15 protein-coding genes and 1 pseudogene are annotated in these 13,058 nt (G+C 37.7%); 5 read left to right on the forward strand and 11 right to left on the reverse strand.

Annotated features, from left to right (window positions below):
* Positions 1–480 precede the first annotated feature (480 nt).
* The 9 genes from fic to E4T71_RS03020 form a co-directional block, all read right to left on the reverse strand.
* On the reverse strand, positions 481–1,086 hold the full coding sequence (gene fic, locus E4T71_RS02980; RefSeq protein ID WP_135036629.1) for a protein adenylyltransferase Fic: 606 nt from the start codon (positions 1,084–1,086) through the stop codon (positions 481–483).
* Between the two features lie 204 nt (positions 1,087–1,290).
* Complete coding sequence (locus E4T71_RS02985) at positions 1,291–1,587, reverse strand: nucleotide pyrophosphohydrolase (protein WP_209304471.1); 297 nt, start codon at positions 1,585–1,587, stop codon at positions 1,291–1,293.
* Positions 1,588–1,595: 8 nt separating this feature from the next.
* Positions 1,596–3,134 carry an ABC-F family ATP-binding cassette domain-containing protein gene (locus tag E4T71_RS02990; RefSeq protein ID WP_135036632.1) on the reverse strand — a complete coding sequence of 513 codons (1,539 nt, stop codon included), beginning with the start codon at positions 3,132–3,134 and terminating at the stop codon, positions 1,596–1,598.
* Between the two features lie 65 nt (positions 3,135–3,199).
* Positions 3,200–3,892, reverse strand: a complete 693-nt coding sequence (locus tag E4T71_RS02995) for a 5'-methylthioadenosine/adenosylhomocysteine nucleosidase (protein ID WP_135036635.1) — start codon at positions 3,890–3,892, stop codon at positions 3,200–3,202.
* A 12-nt stretch (positions 3,893–3,904) separates the two neighbouring features.
* Entirely contained in the window at positions 3,905–4,129 is a 225-nt protein-coding gene (gene macP / locus E4T71_RS03000) for a cell wall synthase accessory phosphoprotein MacP (RefSeq protein WP_135036638.1), read from the reverse strand.
* Positions 4,129–4,683 (reverse strand): NUDIX hydrolase, encoded by a 555-nt coding sequence (locus tag E4T71_RS03005; protein WP_135036641.1) that lies wholly within the window; start codon positions 4,681–4,683, stop codon positions 4,129–4,131. The genes macP and E4T71_RS03005 overlap by 1 nt, the downstream gene beginning before the upstream one ends.
* Entirely contained in the window at positions 4,684–6,069 is a 1,386-nt protein-coding gene (gene glmU, locus E4T71_RS03010) for a bifunctional UDP-N-acetylglucosamine diphosphorylase/glucosamine-1-phosphate N-acetyltransferase GlmU (protein ID WP_135036665.1), read from the reverse strand.
* Positions 6,070–6,157: 88 nt separating this feature from the next.
* Positions 6,158–6,856, reverse strand: a complete 699-nt coding sequence (locus E4T71_RS03015) for a 3-oxoacyl-ACP reductase (RefSeq protein ID WP_135036644.1) — start codon at positions 6,854–6,856, stop codon at positions 6,158–6,160.
* Entirely contained in the window at positions 6,849–7,085 is a 237-nt protein-coding gene (locus tag E4T71_RS03020) for a DUF2829 domain-containing protein (protein WP_135036647.1), read from the reverse strand. The genes E4T71_RS03015 and E4T71_RS03020 overlap by 8 nt, the downstream gene beginning before the upstream one ends.
* Before the next feature lie 167 nt (positions 7,086–7,252).
* Between E4T71_RS03020 and E4T71_RS03025 the strand changes: the two genes are divergently transcribed.
* From E4T71_RS03025 to E4T71_RS03045, 5 genes are all read left to right on the forward strand, one after another.
* Positions 7,253–7,579 (forward strand): PadR family transcriptional regulator, encoded by a 327-nt coding sequence (locus E4T71_RS03025; protein WP_135036650.1) that lies wholly within the window; start codon positions 7,253–7,255, stop codon positions 7,577–7,579.
* Positions 7,566–8,147 (forward strand): DUF1700 domain-containing protein, encoded by a 582-nt coding sequence (locus E4T71_RS03030; RefSeq protein WP_135036653.1) that lies wholly within the window; start codon positions 7,566–7,568, stop codon positions 8,145–8,147. Before E4T71_RS03025 ends, E4T71_RS03030 begins: the two co-directional genes overlap by 14 nt.
* Complete coding sequence (locus E4T71_RS03035) at positions 8,144–9,058, forward strand: DUF4097 family beta strand repeat-containing protein (protein WP_135036656.1); 915 nt, start codon at positions 8,144–8,146, stop codon at positions 9,056–9,058. Before E4T71_RS03030 ends, E4T71_RS03035 begins: the two co-directional genes overlap by 4 nt.
* A gap of 633 nt (positions 9,059–9,691) precedes the next feature.
* A complete protein-coding gene (locus E4T71_RS03040) occupies positions 9,692–10,426 on the forward strand; it encodes an ABC transporter ATP-binding protein (RefSeq protein ID WP_135036659.1) in 735 nt (244 codons plus the stop codon).
* Positions 10,427–10,438: 12 nt separating this feature from the next.
* Positions 10,439–11,653, forward strand: a complete 1,215-nt coding sequence (locus E4T71_RS03045) for a hypothetical protein (protein WP_228062338.1) — start codon at positions 10,439–10,441, stop codon at positions 11,651–11,653.
* A gap of 338 nt (positions 11,654–11,991) precedes the next feature.
* On the opposite strand, the pseudogene E4T71_RS03050 reads toward E4T71_RS03045, so the two are convergent.
* Positions 11,992–12,135 (reverse strand): annotated as a pseudogene (locus tag E4T71_RS03050) (IS200/IS605 family transposase); the annotation flags it as partial.
* 581 nt (positions 12,136–12,716) lie between these two features.
* Positions 12,717–13,058 (reverse strand): transposase (locus E4T71_RS03055; protein WP_194181234.1); only part of this gene is annotated, 342 nt, incomplete at its 5' end.

The following is a 13,058-nucleotide window of genomic DNA, read 5'->3' on the forward strand; positions in this document are numbered from 1 at the left end:
TAGTTTTTCAAAGTCAATGGCGGTTTTGAGGACGCCATCTTGGTCTCGGGTTTCTGTCAGAACCTCAGGAAAAAGTTGACCAATTTTCTGAATATTATCTGAAAGAATATCTCTAGAAATGAGGTCTACTTTTTCAACTTGAGTATAGTCTCCGAGCTTTCTGCTCTGCTCTGCTCTGCTCTGCTCTGCTCTGCTCTGCTCTGCTCTGCTCTGCTCTGCTCTGCTCTGCTCTGCTCTGCTCTGCTCTGCTCTGCTCTGCTCTGCTCTGCTCTGCTCTGCTCATGGTATTCTCCTTTGTTAGTTATGTCAATACTTTTTTCTATTTTTTCAACTCTTTTTCTCTTTCAAAACTTGACCTAATATAGTCCTACCCAAGTAGATAGTACAAATACATAAAATACTGTCTACCAAAGCAGGAATATAGTAATCACTACCTTAATTAACTGAGCTTTTATATGTTAATCATTGAAAAAATGACTGTCACAGGTCTTCTGTCCTAAATAAAGAATAGCCTTCATAAGCATAGGAATGATCAATTCCTTTCATATATAAAGTGACATTATCCACATCACTTGTCAGTGCCGCTTTTAAAACGTACTTGATTTCAATATCTCGAATGGGACTTCGTTCCATTGCAAGGAGATAGTCTTCTTTACCTACCTGAGACCAGTCTATGACTTGCCCCAATTGCTGTTTCAAGATATGGTCTAGCCAAATCCGCATGGACCGGCCATTTCCTTCACGAAAAGGATGCGCCACATTCATCTCTACATATTTTTCAACAATCTGCTCAAAGGTTACCTGTGGCATCTGATCAACACTGGCCAAACTTTGAGGGAGATAGAGGACTGGAGCGAATCGAAATCCTCCTTTACTGATATTAACTTCTCGAATACGGCCCGCAAAATCATAGATGTCTTGAAAGAGATGATAGTGAATAAAAGCTAATGTTTCGAAACTACCCGCCGTCTTTTCTAATAAAAGATTTTCATCAAATATTTCTTTCGCTCGTTCTTTAGTCATCTTTTCTTCAATACGTGCCAATTCTAAGGAATCTTTAATTCCCAGTTTATTTCCAATCACCATCAGTATTTTCTCCTCTATGCTTAGATTTCATTTGGTTTTACAATAGCTCATATTGAACCACCCTCAACTTGAATCTTTCAAAAAAAGTCTGGGAGAGCTGTTGAATATTATCGATAAGACGTGTAAAGCACGCAATCAATGGGTTCGTCAAAAAGGCTTGACAACATCAGATTTTGAAATTTATTGAGTATCAATCCCCAACACCTAATCCTCTTCCTTAGTCACTGGATATTTCAGGGCATTTTTCTTGAGTTTATCTTGGATGACGGTCTCAACATCTAAGCCTAATTTATCTGTTAGTTGAAAGGTGTAAATCAGGATATCCGCGATTTCTTCTTGAACATTGATAGGATCAAAATCATCCTCTCCCCATTGATAATTTTCTAGTAGCTCTGCGGCTTCAATAATGATTGAAGTCGCTAGGTTACGTGGGCTGTGGGCTTCGCCCCAGCCACGTTCCTTGCGAAATTTCAGGATATCTTGAAGAATGTTTTCAATCATAATGTCTCCTAAATCAATTCATTGAAATCCCAGACTTGATCGACCCAGCCTTGGTAAAAGTCTGGTTCGTGGCAGACCATAAGGATACTGCCTTTGTAGGCTTGAAGGGCACGTTTGAGTTCGTCTTTAGCGTCCACATCCAGGTGGTTGGTTGGCTCGTCTAAGACTAGTACATTGGTCTCTCGATTCATAAGGAGGCAGAGGCGAACCTTGGCTTGCTCACCTCCACTAAGGACTTGGATTTGGCTTTCAATATGTTTGGTTGTCAGTCCGCATCGGGCTAGGGCAGCGCGGACTTCAGCCTGGTTCATAGCTGGGAAGGCATCCCAAACAGCTTCTAGTGGCGTTTGGCGATTGCCTCCTGGTACTTCCTGCTCGAAGTAGCCTAATTCAATAAATTCCCCTTCTTCTACTTGGCCTCCCAAGGCTGGGATAATTCCTAAAAGGCTCTTAAGAAGGGTCGTTTTACCAATCCCATTAGCTCCGACAATGGCAATTTTCTGATTGCGTTCAAAGGTCAGATTCAACGGACCTGCTAGTTTACGGTCATAGCCGATTTCCAGTCCTTGCGCTTGGATAATAAACCGTCCAGGAGTCCGAGCGCTCTTGAAATCAAATTGTGGTTTTGGTTTTTCCGCTTGGAGTTCAATAATATCCATCTTGTCCAGTTTTTTCTGACGACTCATCGCCATATTTCGAGTCGCTACCCGAGCCTTGTTGCGGTTAACAAAATCTTTTAAGTCCGCAATCTCTTTTTGTTGGCGTTCATAGGCTGCTTCCAACTGGGCCTTTTTCATGGCATAGACTTCTTGAAATTGCTCATAATTCCCGCTGTAGCGCACCAAATCTTGATTTTCAACATGATAAACCAAATTGATTACCTCGTTGAGGAAGGGAATATCATGGGAAATTAAAATAAAGGCATTTTCATAATTAAGAAGGTAACGTTTGAGCCAATCGATATGCTCGGCATCTAGGTAGTTGGTAGGTTCGTCTAAGAGAAGAATATCCGGCTTCTCTAGCAATAATTTAGCTAGGAGAACCTTGGTTCGTTGTCCGCCACTGAGTTCGGTAACATCAGACTCCATGCCAAAATCAGCAACCCCTAAGGCACGCGCCACTTCATCAATCTTGGCATCCAAACTATAAAAATCCCGACTGTCTAGGCGATCTTGCAACTCGCCAACTTCCTCCATCAGAGCATCGTAGTCACTAGCTTCCGCCATTTCCATGTAAATTTCCTGAATGCGAGCTTCCGTCTTAAAAAGGTCATCAAAAGCTGTCCGCAATACATCCCGAACGGTCATTCCAGGTTCTAGCACTGCATGCTGGTCCAGATAACCCGCCTTAACATACTTGGACCAAATTACTTGTCCTTCATCTGGCTGCAGTTGCCCTGTCACGATACTCATAAAGGTGGACTTTCCTTCACCATTAGCCCCTACTAAGCCGATATGCTCCCCCTTCAAGAGGCGAAAAGAAACATCTTCAAAAATCGTTCGATCACCGAACCCATGACTCAATCGTTTTACTTCTAAAATACTCATACAGTCCCCACTCTCCAAAAAAGGAGACCAGGACAACACACTTCCCTGGTCTCATTCCAGTCTTCCTAAACTAATTTTTTCAAAAAGGCTACTAAAACCTGTGCTGATCTCCGACCAGCTTCCACAATAAACTCATCAAAAGAAATCCCCGCATCTTGCTCAGCCGTATCACTCATGGCCCGAATAACCATAACAGGTAGATTGATTGAATGAGCCGCTTGAGCAATAGCGGCTCCTTCCATTTCCACAGCCAAAACTTCTGGAAAGGCTGTCTTAATCATTTCCAAACGTTCGGATGATGCCACAAAAGAATCACCTGTTGCAATCAATCCCATTTGATAAGTCTGTCCTTGTTCCTCTAAAACATCCTTGAAAACAGATTGGAAATAGTTGCTAGTTTCAAAATAAAGAGGTTGTTGGGCCATTTGACCATAGGCATAACCAAAGGCAGTCACATCTACATCATGATAGGCCAAGCGGTCTGCCACTACGATATCTCCTACAGCCAGACCTTTCGCCACAGCACCAGCAGAACCTGTATTAATGACGGCATCCACCTTAAATTCTTGTGCTAAAACGGCAACTGTCATAGCGGACATCACTTTTCCAATACCACTCTCAACCAAGACAACCTCATGACGACCAAGATGCCCCGTATGATAAACTTGGCGAAGATAGAGATGTTTCTGACCATTTTCCAACTGTTCCAATAAAGTTGCTAATTCTTGTGGCATAGCCGCAATAATTCCAATTTTCATAGCTTCACTTTCCTACAATACAAACATAAAAATCAGAAGTAAGACCAACAAAAGCAAGAGCCAAAAAAGAATTTTATTGAGGGTCTGTTGAAAACGCGCCCGCTTCTGATTCTCCACTTGTCGGCTTTTCCGAACTTCCGGCTCTACTTGAAGACGATCGATTTTATGCAACAAATCCAAATCGAGAGGCTCTATGTCTTCAACGAAATCCGAGTCAAATCTTTGGTGATTGGCCATCAGTTCTGCACCTTTTCCATCAATTGCCAATACTGAATGGCCATAATGGTTTTGGCATCACAAATGTCCCCCGTCTCAATCGCTTCCAAGGCTTGATTCAAATCCAGCTCAAATAATGCTAGAGTTTCATCGGCATCTTGAGGACGCGGATTATCCACTTTTTCCAAATTTCGAGCCAGGTATAGTTTCACTTTTTCACTGCAAAAGCCAATGGCTGTATAAAAATCATACAACAATTCCAATTCCGCTACATAGCCAATTTCTTCTTCCAATTCCCGAAGAGCAGCGGCTTTAGGGTCTGCATTTTCACCAATTTCCAATTTGCCAGCTGGAATTTCCAGACTCGTTCCTTCAATAGCCTTCCGATATTGCTTAACGAGTAGCACCTTATTCTCACTTGTAATGGGCAAGACACAAACGGCACCATTATGGAAAACTAACTCCCGTGTAGAAGTCCCTTTCCCATCTGGCAATTCAACTTCATCAACGGCTACTTGAAAAACACGGCCCTTAAAAATTTCCTGACGACTCAAGGTTTTTTCTTCAAAATTCATCTATTTCTCCTCTTGGCTAGGATGATGGGGAAAACGAGCTGCATAACCGTTCTTAGTAACTTGACGTGACCGGCCTAGAGCCAATCCATCCTCCGGTACGTCCTCTGTAATCGTCGAACCTGCGGCTAATAGCGCGTGATCTCCAATGGTAAGTGGAGCTACTAAGGTCGAATTGGAGCCTACAAAGACACCATTGCCAATCTTAGTTTCATATTTCTGCTGCCCGTCATAGTTCACCGTAATCGTTCCAGCACCAAAATTAACATCTTGTCCAACCTGACTGTTCCCGATATAGGTTAAATGGCCAGCCTTCGTTCCTTGTCCTAAGCTAGAGCCCTTAACTTCTACAAAATTCCCCACGTGGACTTGATCAGCCAACTGAGAACCTGGCCGAATATGCGCGTAAGGCCCTACTGTTACGTCTTGTCCAATCGTTGATTCTTCAATCATAGAATGGGTAATACGACTATTGGCTCCTACATGGCTGTCCACTAGATAAGAACCTGCACTAACGTAGACACCCGTTTCTAACTTCGTAGTCCCACGAAGAGTTACCTGACCCTCTAACTCAACATCTCCAGCAATTTCAACGTCAATATCAATTGTTGTTGTCGCTGGATTTTGGAACGTTACACCATTGAGCATATGTCCCTTGTTGATGCGGTTACGCATAACCGTTTCTGCAATGGATAACGCATAGCGGTCATTAACCCCTAAACTTTCTTCAAAATTCCGAAGCATATAAGCGCCAACCTTCTCACCAGCCTGGCGGAAAATACCAATAACATCTGTAAGGTAATACTCTCCTTGAGCATTATCTGTATTGATGTCCTTTAAAGCTTCGAAGAGACGACGATTGTCAAAAACATATGTACCTGTATTGATTTCTTTAATTTGTTGTTCAAAATCACTGGCATCTTTCTGTTCCACAATCTTCAAGACTTCACCGTCTGCGTTGCGGACCACACGGCCATATCCAAAAGGATTCTGAGCTTCAGCCGTCAAAATAGTTGCCACATTCTTATGATTAATATGAAAATCAACGAGTGACTTTAGACTCTCACCAGTAATCAAAGGGGTATCTCCAGCGATGACTAAGGTTTGACCATCTAAATCCCCTAACACCTCTTCTGCCATCCGAACCGCATGACCCGTTCCCAACTGCTCCTTTTGTAAAGCAAAATGAGTTTGGTCTGCAAGAACGGCTTCAACCATTTCAGCCTTGTGCCCAACAATGGTCACCGTCTGAGCAGGAGCCAGAGCTGAAACACTTCTGAAAACATGCTCCAACATCGTAATCCCAGATACTTGATGCAGGACCTTAGGCAAGTCTGATTTCATCCGCGTTCCTTTTCCAGCGGCTAAAATAATGGCATAATTCGACATATTCATTCCTCTATTTCTTGTCATACTCGTCCTCTATTATAGCATTTTTCCACCAAATAGAAAAAAGCTCGAGTAAAACTCAAGCTTCCTATTTCAGAGTCCAACCACCATCAATCGTTACAATCGCTCCTTGCATCGAACTCATCTTTCCACTGGATAAAAAGACGGTTAACTCTGCCACCTCTTCCGGCTGTGTCCAACGTTTGATTGGAGTTTCCTCCGCTACCTGATCAGCCATACCTCCTGGCTCAAAATCCGACTGCGTCATCCCTGTCTGCACAGCACCGGGAGCAATTCCGAAAATCTGGACACCTGAATCAGCGTAGTCTAGCGCCATTTGTTTGGTCAGACCCATAAGAGCATGTTTAGAACTGGTATAAGCAGCTCCTCCTCCACCAGCAATATGACTCGCAATAGAACACATGGAGATAATCACTCCCTTCCCTTGCTCTACCATTTTAGACAGATAGTGGCGACTCAACTCCATCGGTACCCGCACATTGGTATCATAAACCTGTTCCCAAAGCTCCTTAGACATATCTAGAAGCGGAGTATAGGCATCAAGAATACCAGCTGTCAGCAACAAAATATCTACTTGATCGACCCAGTCAAAAACCAAATCCAAATCCTTTGTTAGATCCACCTGTAGAAAATGAAAATCCCCTGCTAATGGAGGTGCTGGATTTCTATCAACTCCATAGACCTGCTCTCCTAGTTTCAAAAAAGCCTGAGCTTGCGCAAGACCAATCCCAGAAGAAACGCCTGTAATGAGTATTTTTCTAGTCATGAACTTCTATCCAGTCCTCTGCCAAAACATCGCAAGGCGTCGGACTCCACATGGAGTAACCTTCTCCTTCTCCAGAAACATGAATCAAGAAATAAGGTGTTACCTCAAGCATTTGTCCTTCCACTTCCAAATGGTCAAAGAGTTGCACGAAATTCTCGGCACCTCCCCAACCCTGACGTACATATTTCTTCTTAGCCCTTAACCCAGGTAAAATTTCTTCAAAACGCATCTATTGTTTCCTTTTTTTCTTTGATTATATCAAATAAGGCAGTCAGAGAAAAGAGAGAGAAAAGAGAGAGAAAAAATATATATAAAATTTTTATATATCGCTTGACTATTCTCTTTGATGGGTATAAAATTTATATATAGAAATTTTATATATAAAGGGGTGATGACATGTATTTTCCAGTTCCATCTCCATTAACGGAGTTTCTCATTTTGGCTATCGTTAACCAGCAGGATTCCTATGGTTATGAAATTAGTCAGACCATCAAGCTCCTTGCAAACATCAAGGAATCCACACTCTATCCTATTTTAAAAAAACTTGAAAAAAATGGATTTCTGCGAACCTATTCCGAAGAGCACCAAGGACGAAAACGCAAATACTACTCCTTAACCGATTCCGGTAGGGAACAATTGCATTTTTTGAAAAAGGAATGGTTAGAATACACTGAAACCATTTCAAAGATTTTAGAAGGGAGTTTAAAAAATGAAAAAAGATGAATATCTTTCACAATTAGACCATTATTTACGGAAATTACCTACAGAGGATTATCAAGAAGCAATCGAATATTTTCAAGAATATTTCGAAGAAGCTGGCCCAGAGAACGAAGCAGCCTTAATGGAGGAATTGGGAAGTCCCAAAGAAGCCGCTTATGATTTGATTCAAAATCTATTAGACAAAGAACTTTCAGCTAGTCAGTCAACAAAAAGAAACTTTTGGAAAGTCTCAACGTTGATGGCTCTTGTAATCTTGGCTTCCCCACTGACCTTTCCTATAGCTCTTTTCGTCATTGCCCTGCTCTTCACTATTTTAGCCCTATTTGGAGCCTTCCTGTTTACATCACTAACCTTTGGAATAACAGGTATCCTAATCAGCATTGTGGCTTTTTACGAATCTTTTGTAAATCTTCTAAGCAGTCCTGCAAGTTTAGCTTTTGGAATTGGAGTCGGGACTTTCCTTCTTGGACTGGGCAGCCTTCTATGCTTACTAACGTACTCCATTGGAAGTTCAAGTGTAAAACTACTGGGTTGGATCTACCGGACTAGTTTGAAAGGAGACAGACGATGACATTAAAAAAACTATGGATAGCGGCACTACTACTGATTCTTTTTGGAACTGCTCTTACTGGAATTGCCATTTCAATGGAAGCCTTTCAGGAACTTGACCAAATCTATGTTTCCACTGCCAAAAAAGAACAACAATTTCAAGCAAAAAAACATATTCGCATCGATCTTTCTGAATATGAACTCCACCTTCTCCCTTCTACAGATGAGCGTATCCACATAGAATACTATCCATTATCTGAATCCTCATCTGATACTATTTCAATAAAAGAAGAAAATGAGACATTAATTCTAAAAGAACATGAAAAAAACAAGGATTCCTTTATAGAATATCGGGGAATCGGCGTATTATATCAATGGTTACGGTATCCCAATCAAAGACAACCTGGAAGTATTTACATTGCTATCCCAGCTAATTCAAACCTCCAAACAATCTCTACCCACCTGCAAAATGGCAATATCAATATCAAAAATCTCCAAATTCCAGATTTACAGGTACTAGCAGACAATGGAGACATTACTCTCACACAAGTACAGGCTAGCAAAGCAAGTATCCAAACAACCTCTGGCGAGATTACTTCAATCAATAGTAGACTTTCAAATAGCACCATCATTTCTGATAGTGCGGCAATCCAACTTCTCCAAGGAAGTTATCAATCGGTTCAAATACAAACAGTTAGTGACTCTATTTTGGTTGATCACAGTTTATTTGAAGGGAAAAATAGACTCATTTCTGAAGATGGAGATATTGAAATCCTTCTATCAAAAAATCAAAAATCTTCAACTCTATTCACTAGCCAATCTGCTTTCAGTGATGAAATAAACCTGCCAGCTAAGTTTAGAAACACCTCTAATCCTTCAGTTGAAATCAACCTAGAAGCAGATATGGGAACTATTACTGTAAAAGAACCCTAAACTACCAGTTATCTCTAGCCATTCTTTTTTAGTAAACTTCTTACAAAACAGAAGTCATTTTTCCCAATGGAATAATAGCTATGTATCATTTTGGAAAAATGAGCGTAACTCTAATCTTCCTCATAAAAATATAACCTGAATATTTATCATGCATCTGGGGGAAAATGACAATACTAAATTAGATTCAACTATACTTTCTATAAGTAATACAAAATCATATATATATTATTTTGTATGTTAATCAATGGTATTATATAACAAACTAGAGGTTGTGTAACTTTATTATCAGATAAAGTAGAGAGGGTTATTTTAATCCTAATTATTGATTCCCCCTCTTCTATGTTTGACACTATACCTAGGACTAATATCACTCTACTTCAAAATAATTTTTACTCTTATTCTCAAATAATTTCTTCATAAAAACAAGTTAATTTATATGAAGAATTACAAGGGGGATGATATTCCAGATTATCAATGTGGATAAAATACAAACTCTATACACAAGACATTATTTAATTTAGATATTTGATTTAAGGATCTTTTTTATCATTGTGATTGAGATAACCCTCAATATACCAATATATGTTAAAAAATTGAGAGTTATTCTAGGTTAAATGAGAGGAGTGGAGATTTATGCCCGAAAATATTAGACTTTTAGAAGTAAATAAATTATCAAAAAAATTTTTTCTTAGTAATGGTAAAGAGTTGCAAATTTTAAAAGATATTTCGCTTTCTGCCTCATCTGGAGAATTTATTAGTATTTTAGGTATTAGTGGTTCAGGAAAATCAACATTATTAAAATGTATTTCTAGTTTATTAAGACCAACAAGTGGAGAGATATTATTAAAAGGGGTTAATCCATATCGTATTAATAATTTCAAACTTTCTAGATTAAGACGTGAGGATATTTCTTTTATTTTTCAATCTTATAATTTAGTTCCTTCTTTACCAGTACTCGAAAATATTTTATTACCCTTACGCTTATCTGGGAAAAAAATGAATACTCAATTGGTTAAAACATTATTAGATAGAATGAATTTTAATGCAAATTTAAATGATTTTGTCAGTACATTATCCGGTGGTGAGCAACAAAAGGTTGCAATTGCACGAGCTATCATTACGAATAGTGACATTATATTTGCGGATGAACCAACTGGAGCATTGGATAGTAAATCACGTGGGGTAATTTTTAATCTATTAAGAGAACTTGCAGATAAGGGTAAGTGTGTCATAATGGTAACTCATGATATTGAACTTGCCTCTCAAACAGATAGAGCACTAATTCTAAAAGATGGACAAATTTTTCAAGAACTAGTAAACCCTAGAGGAGAAGAACTTTATAAAATACTCGATACTAAAATACCTTAAGGGAGGTTGAATATGATAAAGCTGATATATTATCAATTTATGCAAAATAAAATGCAATGGGTAGGTATCTTGCCATTGATTTTTATATCAAGTTTGATTATCGGCCTGTCAATCAATGGTTCTATAAATATGGATTTGAATGCTAAACTTTTTTCTGGCTTACCTGATCCAAAACCAATTTTTTCATTTCCTATAGTATTTGGAGGTATTACTTTATTTTTTGTTTTATCTACCTTAATTAGTTTATTGGTAGAAATGTTTAGAACTGATTATATTCTCTTGGAAACTTTAGGTGCTAATAGATTCCATATTTCATTTTTAGTAGGTAGTCAAATATCTATTATTTCATTAACTATTAGTTTTATTAGTTATATTTTTTCTATTCCATTTACTCAGGGTTACTATTATTTTTTACAATATTTTTTTGGAGAAAATTTATTGCCTGATGTTCATTTTAGTCTGAGTTTTATAGGGTTAGTAGTAACAGTTTTTTTAACTAGCCTAATAGTTTTTTTGAGTGGCTTTTATTATACAATGAAAGAAATGGGGCCGAAATCAACAAGTGAGATAAAAATTTTTAAAAAAATAATCTTAATGATTCTTATAGGAGTTTCTTGGTCCTTGATTTTAATAAAAATTTTTGAGAATCCCAGTATTTCTATTCGAACTCAAATGTTGTTCTATCTTACAATTTTCAATATAGCAATTATTTATCAAATATCCCCCTATATTCAAAGTTTATTTTTAAGATTGATTTCTAGTCTATTTATAAGAGACAAATATATGTATATTATATCTAAATGGAATTTATTATTTAATAGGAGATATGTTAAGTCTGTATCTGCAGCAATAATTAGCATAATTACCTTGATTACAAGCTTTCAATTAATCTCACAAAATATTTTATATAAAACTCAAGAAGATGCTAATTTAGAATTAATAGTATCCCTAATTGTATATATGGGAGCCCCTATTTTGATAGTATTTGCAAATATTATTTCGATTGCTCTTTTATCTATGAACAAAGAGAAAACAGATATACAGAATATCGAAATTTTAGGAGCATCTAGAAGTCAATTAGTATTAATTAAACTAGGAGAAGCAACACTCTTAACAATAATTATTTCAACAATTTCCTTGATAATCAATCTTCTATTTTGCTTTTTATTGGTGATATTTATAAATGATATGTCTTTAAAATCATTAAATTATACAGGATTATATTAACCAAGTTTCGTAGTTTCGATTATAATTTTTTGTTTATTATTTTTATCAAAAAGTTGCTACTTGATCTTAAAAACTAAATTTCAAGTAGAGGATAATTTAAACATATAATTATAACCATCCATCTAGATATGAAACACTTATTTTAATGTAAGCATCTGATAACAGAGTGCAGTATAGTAAAATAAATCATTACACTTAGAGTCAAAACCACCCGTGAAAACGGGTGGCTTGTACACCGGCTGTAAGCCGTTTCTCTCCAGCGACGCCTAAAGGCGTTCGCTGAACTTCGTTCAGGTTAGAGCTTGTATTACTTGACCATTGCCCGTAACAACGGGCTTTTAACGTGTTCTGAATCCGCCATCTGAAAATGGATCCTCATATTCTTTTACACTCAGCTTATCGAGAGCAATATCATTTTTCTCTTGTTCTCGAATGTACTTCGCTACGGTCTTTTCATTTAATCCGACTGTGCTAACGTAATAAAATATCTTTATGCCATATTCACTATTTTTTTGTAAAAAGTTCTTACATATTGTGGTAAAACTAGTACTCTTTCCTAAACAACTTCTATTTTTCAAATTTCTCTTAACAGTATTTATCAATTGTTCCAAGCAAAGAAGAAAGCAAATAAGCTTATGTACTAATCTAACCACAAAAAACTACAAAAATTTGAATCAATAACAATAGCTTAGTATCATTTCTAATTAATGATTCTAGGCTATTTCTATTTTTGCCTAATCTTTATCCAAGCTAAAAACTCCATCTCTATTTAGATCTTCATCTACTTTTACTATTGAACCTAAAGTTTCACCCACATAACAATGGTTACAGTCGAAATACGATCTGAAGGTTCGTAAAAAAGTGAGATTTCTTACTATGGATATGTACTCACCTTATTTTACTCTCGTCAGAAAACCTCGCTTTTCAAATTTTAGGCTCCGTTCTTATTCTCTCATTTCGAGGAAAGAAGAGCGGATCTTTTCTATGATTTGATTGAAGCTGAAATCCATCAAGTGGATGAAATTTTCTCGAAAGTATTTGATACTTTTCTGCGAAATAATACTCATTCAGAATCAAAATTAGCAGATATCCATTCTCTATGGACAATCGATCGTAAGCGAGTAGTTGATAAGCTTTGGATAACTTCTTGCAACTGATCAATGACGTCATTCAATGATTTAAATGCTTTGTTCTTAAATCCTAATTTCCGAATCTCTGCCCAAACTTGTTCAATCGGATTCATCTCTGGTGTATAAGGTGGAATAAATGTAAATTCAATATTGCTAGGAATATCCAATGTCTGTGATTTATGCCAAACCGCATTATCCATCACCAAAATAATATAGTCGTTAGGGTAAGCTTCTGACAGTTGTCGTAAAAATTCATTCATCCAAGCCGTATTACA

Origin of the sequence: Streptococcus sp. WM07 (genome assembly GCF_004570525.1) — a bacterium.
Classification (GTDB): domain Bacteria; phylum Bacillota; class Bacilli; order Lactobacillales; family Streptococcaceae; genus Streptococcus.